12 protein-coding genes are annotated in these 13,897 nt (G+C 64.8%); 2 read left to right on the top strand and 10 right to left on the bottom strand.

The window, feature by feature from the left end:
- The first annotated feature begins 437 nt into the window (after positions 1 to 437).
- Positions 438 to 1,778, top strand: a complete 1,341-nt coding sequence (locus CEJ45_RS09735) for a phospholipase A (protein WP_241517316.1) — start codon at positions 438 to 440, stop codon at positions 1,776 to 1,778.
- A 79-nt stretch (positions 1,779 to 1,857) separates the two neighbouring features.
- Here CEJ45_RS09735 and gorA read toward each other — a convergent pair whose 3' ends face one another.
- Both gorA and CEJ45_RS09725 read right to left on the bottom strand, forming a co-directional pair.
- The gene (gorA, locus tag CEJ45_RS09730) at positions 1,858 to 3,225 is read right to left on the bottom strand and encodes a glutathione-disulfide reductase (RefSeq protein ID WP_088754934.1); all 1,368 of its coding nucleotides are present in this window, start codon (positions 3,223 to 3,225) and stop codon (positions 1,858 to 1,860) included.
- A 64-nt stretch (positions 3,226 to 3,289) separates the two neighbouring features.
- On the bottom strand, positions 3,290 to 4,945 hold the full coding sequence (locus tag CEJ45_RS09725) for an ABC transporter permease (protein ID WP_088754933.1): 1,656 nt from the start codon (positions 4,943 to 4,945) through the stop codon (positions 3,290 to 3,292).
- 108 nt (positions 4,946 to 5,053) lie between these two features.
- Here CEJ45_RS09725 and CEJ45_RS09720 point away from each other — a divergent pair, with 108 nt between their 5' ends.
- Positions 5,054 to 6,199, top strand: a complete 1,146-nt coding sequence (locus tag CEJ45_RS09720) for an ABC transporter ATP-binding protein (protein ID WP_088754932.1) — start codon at positions 5,054 to 5,056, stop codon at positions 6,197 to 6,199.
- Positions 6,200 to 6,257: 58 nt separating this feature from the next.
- Here CEJ45_RS09720 and CEJ45_RS09715 read toward each other — a convergent pair whose 3' ends face one another.
- The 8 genes from CEJ45_RS09715 to CEJ45_RS09680 form a co-directional block, all read right to left on the bottom strand.
- Entirely contained in the window at positions 6,258 to 6,488 is a 231-nt protein-coding gene (locus CEJ45_RS09715; protein ID WP_008330905.1) for a hypothetical protein, read from the bottom strand.
- A 152-nt stretch (positions 6,489 to 6,640) separates the two neighbouring features.
- Positions 6,641 to 8,032 carry a TAXI family TRAP transporter solute-binding subunit gene (locus CEJ45_RS09710; protein WP_088754931.1) on the bottom strand — a complete coding sequence of 464 codons (1,392 nt, stop codon included), beginning with the start codon at positions 8,030 to 8,032 and terminating at the stop codon, positions 6,641 to 6,643.
- A 60-nt stretch (positions 8,033 to 8,092) separates the two neighbouring features.
- Positions 8,093 to 8,536 (bottom strand): cyanase, encoded by a 444-nt coding sequence (gene cynS, locus CEJ45_RS09705; protein WP_088754930.1) that lies wholly within the window; start codon positions 8,534 to 8,536, stop codon positions 8,093 to 8,095.
- Positions 8,537 to 8,670: 134 nt separating this feature from the next.
- Positions 8,671 to 9,525 carry an ABC transporter ATP-binding protein gene (locus CEJ45_RS09700; protein ID WP_088754929.1) on the bottom strand — a complete coding sequence of 285 codons (855 nt, stop codon included), beginning with the start codon at positions 9,523 to 9,525 and terminating at the stop codon, positions 8,671 to 8,673.
- 13 nt (positions 9,526 to 9,538) lie between these two features.
- The gene (gene ntrB, locus CEJ45_RS09695; protein WP_088754928.1) at positions 9,539 to 10,387 is read right to left on the bottom strand and encodes a nitrate ABC transporter permease; all 849 of its coding nucleotides are present in this window, start codon (positions 10,385 to 10,387) and stop codon (positions 9,539 to 9,541) included.
- On the bottom strand, positions 10,387 to 11,790 hold the full coding sequence (locus tag CEJ45_RS09690) for a CmpA/NrtA family ABC transporter substrate-binding protein (RefSeq protein WP_088754927.1): 1,404 nt from the start codon (positions 11,788 to 11,790) through the stop codon (positions 10,387 to 10,389). The genes ntrB and CEJ45_RS09690 overlap by 1 nt, the downstream gene beginning before the upstream one ends.
- 190 nt (positions 11,791 to 11,980) lie before the next feature.
- Positions 11,981 to 12,643, bottom strand: coding sequence for a response regulator (locus tag CEJ45_RS09685; protein WP_121045044.1), 663 nt, complete (start codon positions 12,641 to 12,643; stop codon positions 11,981 to 11,983).
- Positions 12,640 to 13,842 (bottom strand): sensor histidine kinase, encoded by a 1,203-nt coding sequence (locus tag CEJ45_RS09680; RefSeq protein WP_088754926.1) that lies wholly within the window; start codon positions 13,840 to 13,842, stop codon positions 12,640 to 12,642. The genes CEJ45_RS09685 and CEJ45_RS09680 overlap by 4 nt, the downstream gene beginning before the upstream one ends.
- Positions 13,843 to 13,897: the final 55 nt, after the last annotated feature.

The raw sequence follows: 13,897 nt of genomic DNA, 5'->3' as shown, positions 1-13,897 counted from the left end.
GCTGGCCCATGCGTTGGCGCATCGGCAAGTCCCGCCCCGGCTAACAACTTGGCAACATGGATGAGTTGTCATCAAGCTTAGGGGGCGCGAGATTGTCACACAATCAGGGAATACCCGTTGTCAGATTGATATCCATGGTCGAAAAAACCACAAATCCCGCGTCAAAGAAGCAACATTTCACTGCCAAATGTCCCCCGAAAGCATCATCAGGCCAGAATTGCCTCGGTCAACGCCGTTCAATGGGCAGAAGGACAGAACGACAGAAGATATCGATGCTGTGGCAACTTTATGCTGCGCCGCCGATCTGTTGTGACTGCAGTGCAGGCATGGCAGCCCGGCATGCACACGGCGCCCTCCCCGGATGCCCTTCCCTCTGCACTGCACGGAACTGACTGCAAGACGACAACAAAACACAACAAATCGACAACAAGGAACCTATGCTGAGCTTATCCCGACTCCGCCCGCCCACGGAAAAAGATGGCCTGCCCGCGCGCCGGCGCCTGTCGCGCCGCGTGGCACTGGCCCTGTGCGGCGTGGCCGCGCCGCTGTGGCTGGCCGCCCCGGCCCATGCCGGTATTTCGATGGTGCAGCCGCCCAAGCGCATCGACGCCACCAAGCCACTGGAACTGACCCTGCTGGTGTCCGAGGACGAGCAAGCCCAGCGCACCTACCGCTTGCCCGCCACCTTGCTGGTGGCGGCCTCGGCCGACATGATCCCGCCCCAGCAGATCGCCCTGCAGCGCGTGGATGGCGAGGACAGCCTGACCCTGAAGCAGGGTGAATTCCGCAAGGTGCGCTATCGCGGCGAGCTGCCGCGCCGCCTGCGCGGCATGGTGCGTATCGAACCGATCGGCATGGATGCCTCGCCGGTGCTGGTGGCGGTGGTGCGCCCGGATCCGTCGCTGGGGCCCCTGCCGGAATCACCCGACCTGATCAACACGCCGCTGGCCGACTCCAGCAGCACGGTCGCCCCGGTCGCGCCCTCGGCCACGGTCTTTACGCCCGGCACCAATGCATCGCCCGTCGACAGCGCACCGGCGGCTGAGGACATCCTCTCCAACAATCGCCGGCTCTCCTTCAATGAGCCGATGTATTTCACGGTGGGCCACAACAATGGCGACACCAATGCGCGCTTCCAGCTCAGTTTCAAGTTCCGCGTATTCGTGCCGGACGATCCGCGCTCGCGCGGCCTGCTGGACAATCTCTACCTGGGCTACACCCAGTTCTCGCTGTGGGACCTGTCGGCCCCCTCGGCGCCCTTCCGCGATACCAGCTATCGTCCCAGCCTGTATTACTCCCTGCCTGACGTGGGCATACAGAACCGCGTCTTCAGCCGCATCGGCATCGCCACCGGCCTGGAGCACGAATCCAATGGCCGCGACGGTACCGCCTCGCGCAGCATCAATACCTACTTCATCGAGCCGACCTTCAACTTCGGCAACCTCAACGACTATCACTTCAAGGTCGCCCCCAAGGTCTATGCCTATCTCGGCCCCACCCGCGACAATCCGGACATCGGCGACTACCGCGGCCACATGGACCTGAAGCTGGCCTACGGCAAGCCCGATGGCGTGGAAGTCGCCACGATGCTGCGCAAGGGCAAGCTGGGCGGCAAGTACAGCGCCCAGACCCAGGTCACCTACCCGCTCTCGCGCCTGCTGCCGGGCACGGCCGGCTACCTGATGGCCAGCTACTTCTATGGCTACGGCGAGAGCCTGCTGACCTACAACCAGAAGGATCATCCGCAACTGCGCATCGGCTATGCGCTGTGGCGATGAGCGCGTGGCGCGTCACATGAAGCAAAACGGGGATGCACATGCATCCCCGTTTTTTTGACTGCAGCCGGAAGATGCGGACTCAGGCCACCGGCGTGCGCATGGTCACGAACTCTTCGGCGGAGGTCGGATGGATGCCGATGGTGGTATCGAACTGCGCCTTGGTGGCTCCGCATTGCAGCGCCACCGCAAAGCCCTGGATCACCTCGCCCGCATCGCCGCCGACCATGTGCACCCCGAGCACCTTGTCGGTCTGTGCATCGACCACAAGCTTCATGAAGGTGCGCTCGGTGTTGCGCGAGAGGGTGTTCTTGAGCGGCTTGAAGTCGGTCTTGAAGATTTTTACTTCACCATGGGTCTTTCGCGCCTGTTCTTCGGTCAGTCCCACGGTGCCCACATTGGGATGACTGAATACGGCTGTCGGAATGTTCTGGTAGGACATCACGCGCTCGCCCTTGCCGAACAGGCGCGCCACCACCACCATCGCTTCGGCCAGCGCCACGGGCGTCAGGGCCACGCGGTCGATCACGTCGCCCACGGCGTGAATCGATGGCACGTTGCTCTCGAAGTTGTCATTGACCACCACGGCGCCATTTTCCTTCAAGACGACACCGGCCTTCTCCAGGCCCAGCCCGCGCGTATTCGGTGTACGTCCGGTGGCAAACAGCACGCACTCGGCCGCCACGGTTTCGCCGTTGGTCAGGCGCACCTGCTTGACGCTGTCTTCACCGGCATGGGGCGCTTCGATGGCAGCAATGCTGGCATCGAAGACCAGGCGGATACCCTTCTTGGCCATTTCATCGGCCAGGTGGATGCCCAGGTCGGCATCCATGTTGCGCAACAGGCGCTCGCGGCGATACACCAGCGTCACGTCGCTGCCCAGGCCATTGAGGATGGACGCCAGCTCCACCGCGATATAGCCACCGCCCAGCACCACCGCGCGTTTCGGCAGGCCCTTGAGGTGGAAGAAATCGTCCGAAGTGATGCCCAGCTCGCTGCCCGGAATCTGCGGCTTGTCGGGATGGCCGCCAGTGGCCACCAGGATGTGGCGGGCGGTGAAGCGCTTGCCGTCGACATTGACGGTATGCGCATCTTCCACCGTCGCAAAGCCGCGATGCAGGCTCACGTTGGCACCATCGAGCAGGCGCTGGTAGATGCCGTTCAGGTGCGTGATCTCGCGGTCCTTGTTGGCGATCAGGGCGGACCAGTCGAAGGTGGGTGCGCTGTGCAGGGTCCAGCCGTAACCGGCGGCGTCGGCGAAATCCTCGTGGAAATGGGCGCTGTAGGACATCAGCTTCTTGGGGATGCAGCCGACGTTGACGCAGGTGCCGCCCAGATCGCCCTTCTCGGCCAGCCCGACGCGGGCCCCGGCCTGGCCGGCGAAGCGCGCTGCGCGCACGCCACCGGAACCGCCGCCGATGGTGAAGAGGTCGTAATCGTATTGGCTCATGGTTTCTCCAGAGAGTGGCCGCAGCCCCCTGGCTACGCCCATTGTTGGTCTTTGCGTCTTTGCGTTATGCGGGCGGAAGCGCGCTTTGCAAGTCCGCACGGCGCCGGCCATCGAGCGCCCGCATCACCAGCAGTACCGGTGCCAGCCCCACCAGCACGATGGACAGCGCCGGCAAGGCTGCCTCGCCCAGGCGCTCGTCGCGCGCCAGGTTGTGCGCGATCACGGCCAGGGTATCGGTATCGAAGGGACGCAGCAGCAAGGTCGCCGGCAACTCCTTGACCACATCGACGAACACCATCAGTGCCGCCACCGCCAGCGACCGCCACAACAGCGGCATGTGCAGGCGCCAGGCAATGACTGCGCGCGAACTGCCGAGCGTGCGCGCCGCTTCATCGAGGCTGGCCGGAATGCGCGTGTAGCCGGACTCCACCGACTGCACCGCAACCGCCGTGAAGCGTACCAGATACGCATAGATCACGCCGAGCGAGCTGGCCGTGAGCAGCACGCCCAGGCCGGCAGCCGGCCACAGCGCCTGCAGCCAGGCCACCGGCAGCAGGATGCCGACTGCGATGACCGAGCCGGGAATGGCATAACCCATGCCCGCCAGCCGCGCGGTCAGGCGCAGCACCAGCCCCTGCAGGCGCGGCAGGTGCGCGCCGCGCAGCGCGAAGCACAGGCCCAGCGCCAGCACGATGGCCGCCAGCGCCGCCATGCCGCCGAAGCGGAAACTGTTCCACACCCAGCCGGCATAGCGGGCCAGGTCGAAGGCGGGCATGGCGGCGTCGCCGCTGCCCCACTGCCCGGCCCACAATTGCAGCAGGATCGCCACCGGCAGCACGAACCCCAGCAGCACCGGCAAGCCGCATACCGCCCAGGCCGCCAGCGTCTGCGCGCCGGACAAGTGCGGCAGGCGCGCCTCGGCGCCCTCGCTGCCGCGCGCACCGCGTGTGGCGGCAAAGCGCATGCGGCCCTGCTCGCGCCGCTCCAGCCACAGCAAGACCGACACGAAAAGCAGCAGCAGCGAAGCGTACTGGGCGGCGCCGATGCGGTCATCCAATACCACCCAGGCCTTGTAGATGCCGGTGGTGAAGGTGGTCAGGCCGAAGTAGGCCGAGACACCGTAATCGGCCAGCGTCTCCATGAGCGCCAGCGCCGCCCCGGCCGCCAGTGCCGGACGCGCCAGCGGCAAGGCCACGCGGCGGATGCGTTCGGACAGCGGCGTGCCCAGCATGCGCGCGGCCTCCATCAGGTGCATGCCGCGCTCGGAGAGCGCATTGCGCGCCAGCAGGTAGGCATAGGGGTAGAGCGTGAAGACGAACATGCACACCGCCCCCGGCAAGCCGCGCACATCCATGCGCCAACCCGGGAACCAGCCGCGCAGCGTGCTCTGCACGGCGCCCGCATATTGCAGGAAATCGGTATAGGCATAGGCCGACACGTAGGCCGGCATGGCCATCGGCAAGAGCAGCGCCCAGGACAGCCAGCGCCGTCCGCGAAACTCGAACAGGCTCACCGTCACCGCCGCCGCGCCGCCGACGAGGACCACGCCCAGCGGCACCATTAGCGCCAGCCAGCCGGAGGTGGCCAGGTAGCCGGGCAACACGGTCTGCATCTGCTGGCGCAGGTTGTCGATGCCGGCCGCATCCAGCCCGAACCAGGCAGCGAGGATGCCGAAGAGCGGCAAGGCGATCAGGACAGCGAGCAAACCGATGATGTGCATAAACAGGAACGGCCAAATAAAGAATTGCCAAGGGAAGTCAGCGGTCCATGCGCTACACTGCGCACTCCGAGACAAACGCGAATTGTAACCATTTCATCGAGCCTGCCCATGTTTCTGGAAGTCGATCACGTCAGTATCCGTTATCCCCGCAGCGCCCAAGCTGCCGTCGATGCCGTCTCGCTGCGCCTGCAGCCGGGCGAACTGGGCGCCCTGATCGGTCCCTCCGGCAGCGGCAAGACCAGCCTGCTGCGTGCCGTGGCCGGCCTGGAACCGGCGCAATCAGGCCGTATCCGGTTAGACGGAACATTGCTGGAAGGCGATGGCGTGCGCGTGCCGGCCGAGGCGCGGCGCATCGGGATGGTGTTCCAGGATTTCGCGCTGTTTCCGCATCTGGATGTGGCGGCCAATATCGGCTTCGGTCTGCGCGGCATGGCGCGTGCGCAGCGGGAACAGATCGTCACGCAGATGCTGGCCCTGGTCGGCCTGCCCGAAGCGGGCAGCAAATTCCCGCACCAGCTGTCCGGCGGCCAGCAGCAGCGCATTGCCCTGGCGCGCGCGCTGGCGCCGCAGCCGCGCCTGCTGTTGCTGGATGAACCGTTTTCCAGCCTGGACGTGGAACTGCGCGAACGCCTGGCGCACGACGTGCGCGACATCCTCAAACGCACCGGCACCACCGCCCTGATGGTCACCCACGATCAGCTGGAAGCCTTTGCGGTGGCCGATGTGGTGGGCGTGATGCGGCACGGCCGATTGGAACAGTGGGATACGCCTTACGCGCTCTACCATCGTCCAGCCACCCGCTTTGCGGCGGATTTCATCGGACATGGGGTGTTGCTGCGCGGCGAGGTGCAAGCGGAAGCGGAGGCAAAGGTTCAAGGTGAGATCACCGTCCAGACCGCAGCAGGACTGTTGCGCGGCCTGCCGGTATCAGGCGGGAAGGAGGCACAGGCGGCGCAGGTCGATGTCTTGCTGCGGGCCGACGACGTCATGCACGACGACGCGTCCCCCTTCAAGGCGAGGGTGGTGCGCAAATCATTCCGGGGCGCGGAATTCCTCTACACCCTCCAACTGGAGAACGGCCAGCAACTCCTGTCGCTGGTGCCCTCGCATCACGATCATGCGGTCGGGGAATGGATAGGGATCAGCCTGGATGTGACGCATTTGGTGACGTTTGCGAACATGGAATCGTCATTGGCAGCGGCACCCTCTGCTGCTGCAGGCAGCGCCCCCGGGGCCACCGGCAAGCCGGGCTGATCGACGCCGGCCGCCCTCCCCAGCGCATCCACCACCAACCAGTCAAGCGCACGCCGCATCAGCCGCGCGCCTTCGACAGCACCACCAGCCAGCGGCGCAACAACAGGATTTCCACGTGGCCGGGCTCGATGCCCGCGCTGCACTCGATCACCGGATTGACCCGGTAACGGCGCACGTAGGTATCACGGCAGATGAAGATTTCGCGGCGACCCAGGCGGATGGCCAGCGAAGACGGGGTGGACGATGCAACAGCGAAGCGAGCGTCGGAAGCAAGATCAAAGTGGGTCATGGCAGCGATTCCTCTTCTTGTCGATAGGAGGCTTCACTTTAGCATAGTACTGTATGAATACACAGTATTTTTTATACAGTACTGGTTGCGCCATGGCGAGCATACAACAGCCTCCACCAGCCTGCCCTTGCCAGCCCGCGAGCGTGTGGCGCTCAGGCCACACCGGCCGCCAGCCGGGCCCGCACGAAGCCGATATGCTCCCGCAGCACGTAGAACTGGTCGGCAAAGGCCAGCGGCATCTTCATGCGATTGACCGCAATCTCGATCTCATCCAGGCGCTTGAGCATCTCGGCCTGCTCCTCCGGCGACTCGCGCGAGAGCCCGCGTTCCAGCGCGATCAGCTCGCCATACCAGCGGTAGATGCGCGAACGCACCCGCCAGCCATAGAGCATCGGCACCAGGCGAATGCCCGGGATCAACAGCAGGATCACCGGCAGCACGATCACCACCGCGCGGTCCACCAGGCTGGCCATCCAGAACGGCAAGGTGCGGTAGAAGAAGGTCTTGCCGGACTTGTAGTAGCGCGCCGCATCATCGCTGATCGGATATTCATGCTCCAGCGGGGCCGGGAATTCCCCGGCCTTCTGCATCACGTTGGCCTTGCCGTGCACCTCGCGGGCCGCTGCGATGAGCAGGTCCGAGAGCGCCGGGTGCAGGTCCTCGCGCGCCACCAGCTCGGCCGTGGGCGCGATCAACTGCGTATCGCGCGCCGGCAGGTTATGCGCCAGGTCGAACACGCCCATGGGCATCTTGAGGGTATTGAGGTAGCGGAAGCGCCGCACGTAGGCATCGGCCTGCGAGAAATCCAGCAGCCGGATGCCGGGCGCGCGCAAGAGCTTGCCCATGGTCGCCACCGAGACCGAATCACCCATCAGGAAGGCGGCATCGATCTTGCCGCTGGTCAGCGCCTGCGCGGCCTCATCGCCACCGATGTTCAACAGCTCGGTTTTGCCGCCCGGCTCCACGCCATTGGCTTTCAAGAGCGTGGCGGCCAAGACGCTGGAGCCACTGCCCTGCCCGCCGATGGCAATACGCTTGCCCGCCAGCTCCGACAACTGGCGCAGTGGCGGCACCGGGCGACCATCCTCACGCGGCGGCGGGACCCGGTAATACACCGACACCGGCACATAGGAGATGCTGCCCAGCGACACCAGCGGGCCCAGGGATTCGGCCGGAACTGCACCGGCCAGGCCACCCTGCACGAAACCGACATCGACGTTCTGGTCCGGATCAGCCAGGCGCTTCAGGTTGTCCAGCGAGCCCCCGGTCTCGACGATATCCAGCCGGATGCCGTCGCGCGCCAGCAGCGCCTTGTAGCGTTCGGCCACGCGCCAGAAATTGCTGTCCTTGGGACCGGCGGCAATGGTGATGGAAGACGGCGGCGCCGGCCGGATCAGCCAGATCACCAGCCACGCGCCGATCAGGATCAGCAGGATGATGGGACCGAAGCTGACGGCGAGATCGCGCCACGAGATGGCCACGAAGCGCGCCCGGATGCGGGTGGCCGAGGGCGCATAGGCGGAGAGTTTCTTGTCTTTGAGCATGCGCGCTATTCTAGCCGCGCATTCCGCCTTTGCATCGCCGCGCTTGTAACCCGATGTGACTCAATAGGTCTTGTACGGCAGGAACTTGCCCGACAGCATCACGTTGACGCGATCGCCATTGGGATCGGCCTGGCGCTGGATATCCATCTTGAAGTCGATGGCGCTCATGATGCCGTCGCCAAACTCCTCGTGGATCAGCTCCTTGATGGTGCTGCCATAGACACTGACGATCTCGTACCAGCGATAGATCAGCGGATCGGTCGGCACCGGGGTCGGCAGCGAGCCCTTGTAGGGCACGATCTGCAGCCACAGCGTTTCTTCATCGGTCAGTTCGAACAGCTCCTGGGCCGCCGCGGCCTGCTTGGCGGTCAGGGTCATCTGGCCCAGCATGGCGGCGGTAGTCCACTCCTTGCTCTGGCCGACGCGTTCGGCGATCTGGGCCCAGGTCATCTTCTTGCTGACCTTGGCGGTGACGATCTTCTGGGTGACTTGGTTGCGGTCCATGCGCTCTCTCCTTGTGGTGGACGAAAAATGAAAACCGATGACACTGTGTAGTGCGCGTCATCGATCCTGACGAAACGATGCTGCAAAACGACGATATAAACTGACGAAATGGCAGCTCACCCTGCCCCTCGCCTTCAGGCGGCCGCCTGCTCCAGCCCCGGCATGACGATGCGGGTCGGCAGGCGTGCCGCACCGCTGGCCTGCGCCGCCTGGATCTGGCGCGAACGATGCACCAGGAAATCAACCAGGTGATTGCGAATGCGATAGAACTGCGGATCGTGGTGCATGCCTTCGCGCGTGCGGTTCTTGGGCAGGGTATTGATGACCACCTCGGCGATGCAGGCCTGCGGGCCGTTGGACATGAGGAAGATCTTGTCGGCCAGCAGGATCGCTTCATCCACATCGTGGGTAATCATGAACACGGTCTGGTGCGTGGCCGCGCAGATCTTCAGCAACTCGTCCTGCACCACGCCACGGGTCAAGGCATCGAGCGCACCGAAGGGCTCATCCATGAGCAGCATCTTGGGCTCGATGGAGAAGGCGCGCGCAATGCCCACGCGCTGCTTCATGCCGCCCGAGAGCTCGGAGGGCTTTTTATGTTCAGCGCCCTTCAAGCCGACCATCTCGATGAAGCGGCGCGCATGCTCCTCGGCCTTGGCAAGCGGCCAGTCGGGCCAGCGCGAGCGCACTGCGAACACCACATTGCCCAGCACGCTGAACCAGGGCATGAGGGCGTGGCTCTGGAACACCACGCCACGATCCAGGCTCGGCCCCTTGACCTCGCGCTGGTCCATGATGACCACGCCCTCGCTGGCCGCCTCCAGCCCGGCCAGCACGTTGAGGATGGTGGTCTTGCCACAGCCCGAGTGCCCGATGACGCAGACGAACTCGCCGCGATCGATACCGAAGGAGACCTGCTCGAACACCGGCGGCGCACCCGCTGCATAACGCTTGCCCAGGCCCTGCACGCTCAGGAAATTGTGATCCATGCTGCTGCTCCCTTCATTCGACATAGGTGACCCACTTCTGCAGCCGCGCGAAGATCAGGTCCAGCACCATGCCGGTCACACCGATGACCAGGATGGCGAAGATCACGCTGGTCAGCGACAGGTTGTTCCATTCATTCCAGACGAAGTAGCCGATGCCGGTCCCGCCCACCAGCATCTCGGCGGCCACGATCACCAGCCAGGCGATGCCCATGGAGATGCGCATGCCGGTCAGGATGGTCGGTGCCGCCGCCGGCAGGATCACCAGGAAGGCGCGCCGCAGCGGTGCCACCTCCAGGGTCTTGGCCACGTTCAACCAGTCGCGCCGCACCGAGGCCACGCCGAAGGCGGTGTTCATCAGCATCGGCCAGACCGAGCAGATGAAGATCACGAACACACCCGACACCGAAGAGTCCTTGATGGTGTAGAGCGCCAGCGGCATCCAGGCCAGCGGGGAAATGGGCTTCAAGATCTGGATGAAGGGATTGAGCGCCCGCTGCATCAGCGGCGACATCCCCAGCAGGAAGCCCAGCGGCACCGCCACCACCGCCGCAATCGCAAACCCCAGCCCGACCCGGCCCAGCGAATAGGCCAGCTGGATGCCGATGCCCTTGTCATTGGGACCGTTGTCGTAGAAGGGATTGCTCAGTTCCTTGCGGATGGTCTCGCCCATCTGCGCCAGGCCCGGGAAGCCATCCCGCTTGGCCGCGCCGCTGCTCTTGCCCATCAGCTTGGCGTATTCGTCCTGGGCGGCACTGGCGGCGCTCTCCTTGGGCAGCGTGGCCAGGTGCCACACCATCAGCAGTGCGGCCAGCAGCAGCAGGGAAATGAGCGCGGCGCGCCAGCCGAGATGCTGGGCCGGCATCACGCGCTCCTCTTGATGGCGAAGCTGTTCACGTAGGCGTCGGCCTTGTTGGCATCGAACTCCTTGCCCATGATGGAATACTTGCGGTAGGCCCCCTCCGGCACCGGCTGGCCCAGCTCCTTCATGTGCTTCTTGGCCTCAGTCAGCAGCAGTACCTTTTCGGCGATGGCCTTGTAGTCGAGGTCGCCCTTGATGTAGCCCCAGCGCTTCATCTGCGTGAGGATCCACACCCCCATCGAATCCCAGGGCACCGGATCGAAATCGGCACGGCCCGGCACGTTCTTGACGTTGCCCAGGCCATCGGCGAAGCGGCCGGTGAGCACCTGCTCCACCACCGTCTCCGGCTGGTTCAGATAGGCCGGCGGCGAGATCACCTTGGCTACCAGCGAGCGGTTGGCCGGATCGCGCGCCATGGCCGCCGCGGTCAGCACGGCACGGAACAGCGCGGCGAAGGTATTGGGATTCTGCTTGATGAACTCTTCGGAGGTGCCGAAGGCGCAGCACGGGTGTCCGTCCCAGATCTCCTTGGAGAGGATATGAATGAAACCGACTTCGTCATAGACCGCGCGCTGGTTGAACGGGTCCGGCCCGAGGAAACCGTCGATGTTGCCGGCACGCAGGTTGGCCACCATCTCCGGCGGCGGCGTCACGCGGATCTGCACGTCGCGGTCCGGGTCCAGTCCGTGCTCGGCCAGGTAGTAGCGCAGCAGGAAATTGTGCATCGAATATTCGAAGGGGACGGCGAACTTGAAGCCCTTCCATTGTTTGGGATCGCGCTTGTCCTTGTGCTTGGCATGCAGCGTGATGGCCTGGCCGTTGATGTTCTGGATGGTGGCCACGCGCATCTGCGTGGCATTGCTGCCCACGCCCATGGACATGGCCATCGGCATGGGCGAGAGGAAGTGCGAGGCGTCGTGTTCCTTGTTGATCATCTTGTCGCGGATCAGCGCCCAGCCGGCCGTCTTGTTGAGCGACACGTTCAAGCCCTGCTTGCGATAGAAGCCCAGCGGATCGGCCATGATGAGCGGCGCCGCACAGGTGATGGCGATGAAGCCGATCTTGAGGTCCTTCTTTTCCAGCGCGCCATTCTTTTCCTGCGCCATGGCCTGCAGCGAGCCCAGCGGCAACACGCTGGCAATGGCCGCCCGTGCCGCATTCTTGCCCACCGCCCGCAGGAAATCACGGCGTTCGGCCACGCGCGGGAAGAGCGAACGCATCAGCGTCTCTTCCACCACGTCATTGGTCAGGGTTTCCACATCGCGGCCGCGCTGCAGGCGCTGCTGCTCGGCCAGCACATCGGCCTCGTGCTGCTGCTGGCTGCCGTGGCGGCCGCAGGAACAGCCCTGCCCGGCGCGTTCGGCATCATAGGTGTGGAACAGATTGGTCTCTGGTGCGTCCGGCATAAATCCCCCGTTTGGTGAGTGTCAGGTGAGTTGCTGCGTTCACCTGCACTACCTGCAAGGGATTTGCCAGCCCGCTGCATTACGTCATGGACGCACGACATCTTGTAGTGCTGCCACTACAAGCAACGTCGATCACATCGTCAGAATGACGAAAACGCGCTGCAAAATGACGACACCAGGAGAGAAATGCTCACACCGGCAACAACTGGTGCCGCACCGCATACATGGCGATACCCACATCATTGGAAGCGCCGGTCTTCTCCAGGATGCGGCTGCGGTAAGTGCTCACCGTATTGGGGCTCAGCTCCAGCTGGTCGGCGATTTCCTTGACGCTGCGCCCGGCGGCGATCAACTGGAAGACCTGGTATTCGCGGTGCGACAGGCTCTCATGCGCGGCACGCTGCGGGGCCGTGGCGCGCTGGGCCAGGCCGGAGGCCAGCGTCTCGGCCATCTGCGCGCTCACGTAAAGGCCACCGCCAGCGGCCTTGCGGATGGCTTCCACCAGTTGCTCGGGGTCAGTACTCTTGTTGAGATAACCCGCTGCGCCCAGCTTGTAGCAGCGGGCCGCGTATTGTTTCTCGGGATAGGTGGACAGCATCAGCACCGGCAGGCGCGGCATCTCCTGCTTGATCTGGCGCAGCACGTCCAGCCCGTCCTGCTGGGGGATGGCGATGTCCAGCAGCACCAGGTCGATCGCCTCGACCCGCGCACTGTGCAGCACCTCGGGGCCGCTGGCGCATTCGGCGGCAACCTCGATGTCGGGCGTGTCGGCCAGGATCTGCTTCAAGCCCTCGCGCACGATGCGATGGTCGTCGCAGAGCAGGATGCGGATGTTGTCGCCGGGGCGGCTCACGAGGCCTCCCGGCTGGCGTGATGGGGCAGGCGCAGGCAGACCAGCGTCCCCGGCCTGCCGTGCCCTGGTGCAAACCGCGCACCAGCAATGCTCAGTGCGCCACCGAAGTGCAAGGCGCGCTCGCGCATGCCCATCACCCCATAAGACGTGGCCGCTTCCTGCGCGGCGCGGGGCGTGCCCACGCCATCGTCTTCCACTTCCATGCGCAGTTCTGCCGGGGTGAGGTGGACCGCGATACGCACCTGCGTGGCCTGCGCGTGGCGCGCCACGTTGGAGAGCATTTCCTGGAAGATGCGAAACGCCGCCGTGGCCTTGGCGCCATCCGGCACGAAGGCTTCCGGCGCGATATCGAACTCGACCTCGCAGGGCAATTCGGTGGCTTCGGAGAATTCCTGCACCTGCCATTCCAGCGCGGCGATCAGGCCCTGGTGATCGAGGATGCTGGGGCGCAGGTCGGTGATGATGCGTCCCACGTTGTCGACCGCCGTTTCGATCAGGCGGCTCATGGCCTCGCACTTGCGGGCCACCGGATCGAGATCCGTGACGCGCTTGGCCATCCAGTTCACGTCCAGTTTCAGCGCGACCAGCAGGCTGCCCAGTTCGTCGTGGATTTCGCGGGCGATGCGGGTGCGCTCATCCTCGCGCACCGAATGCGCATGCGCCGACAATTGCCGCACCTGGCGCAGCGCAGCCGACAGCTCGCGGGTGCGCTCGGCCACGCGCACCTCCAGTTCGGCCTTGGCGCGCTGCAACTGTTCCTCGGCCTGGCGCCGCTTGGAGATATCGCTGAAGGCAATCACCGCCCCGCGCACCTGGCCGCCATCGATGATCTGGTAGGAAGAATATTCGGTCGCAAAGCAGCTGCCATCGGCGCGCCAGAACACTTCCTGGTCGACGCGGCAGGACTCGCCCTTGCGGAAGGCCTTCAGGATCGGGCACTCGGCCTCGGGGTAATGGCCGCCGTGCTCATGGCTGTGATGCACCAGTTCGTGCATGTTGTGGCCCAGCACGTCTGCCGGCGCATAACCCAGCATCGCCGCACCGGCGCGGTTGATGAAGGTGCAGCGCCCCTCGAGGTCGATACCGTAGATGCCCTCGCCGGTGGAGTCCAGCAGCAGTGCCAGCTTGTCGCGCAGCAGGCCGCCTGGCGGGGCCAGGGCGGCAGAAGCGGAAACGGGCAGGAAAGGATCGTGGCGCATGATCCCTTCCTGCCCGCAAGAGCCATGCCAGAACCGGCAGGGCGCGGCCTCGCAG

It is taken from the genome of Herbaspirillum aquaticum (assembly GCF_002213425.1).
Taxonomy (GTDB): domain Bacteria; phylum Pseudomonadota; class Gammaproteobacteria; order Burkholderiales; family Burkholderiaceae_D; genus Herbaspirillum; species Herbaspirillum aquaticum.
Note: the sequence above shows the minus strand (reverse complement) of the source record. Positions and strands in the feature narration are given on the sequence as shown.

What these genes read in the sequence shown, in the direction of transcription:
- CEJ45_RS09720 (WP_088754932.1), top strand. Translation starts at nt 5,054, where the DNA reads ATGTTTCTGGAAGTCGATCACGTCAGTATCCGTTATCCCCGCAGCGCC.
- CEJ45_RS09715 (WP_008330905.1), bottom strand. Translation starts at nt 6,488, where the DNA reads ATGACCCACTTTGATCTTGCTTCCGACGCTCGCTTCGCTGTTGCATCG.
- cynS (WP_088754930.1), bottom strand. Translation starts at nt 8,536, where the DNA reads ATGGACCGCAACCAAGTCACCCAGAAGATCGTCACCGCCAAGGTCAGC.
- CEJ45_RS09700 (WP_088754929.1), bottom strand. Translation starts at nt 9,525, where the DNA reads ATGGATCACAATTTCCTGAGCGTGCAGGGCCTGGGCAAGCGTTATGCA.
- CEJ45_RS09710 (WP_088754931.1), bottom strand. Translation starts at nt 8,032, where the DNA reads ATGCTCAAAGACAAGAAACTCTCCGCCTATGCGCCCTCGGCCACCCGC.
- CEJ45_RS09735 (WP_241517316.1), top strand. Translation starts at nt 438, where the DNA reads ATGCTGAGCTTATCCCGACTCCGCCCGCCCACGGAAAAAGATGGCCTG.
- CEJ45_RS09725 (WP_088754933.1), bottom strand. Translation starts at nt 4,945, where the DNA reads ATGCACATCATCGGTTTGCTCGCTGTCCTGATCGCCTTGCCGCTCTTC.
- CEJ45_RS09680 (WP_088754926.1), bottom strand. Translation starts at nt 13,842, where the DNA reads ATGCGCCACGATCCTTTCCTGCCCGTTTCCGCTTCTGCCGCCCTGGCC.
- gorA (WP_088754934.1), bottom strand. Translation starts at nt 3,225, where the DNA reads ATGAGCCAATACGATTACGACCTCTTCACCATCGGCGGCGGTTCCGGT.
- CEJ45_RS09690 (WP_088754927.1), bottom strand. Translation starts at nt 11,790, where the DNA reads ATGCCGGACGCACCAGAGACCAATCTGTTCCACACCTATGATGCCGAA.
- ntrB (WP_088754928.1), bottom strand. Translation starts at nt 10,387, where the DNA reads ATGCCGGCCCAGCATCTCGGCTGGCGCGCCGCGCTCATTTCCCTGCTG.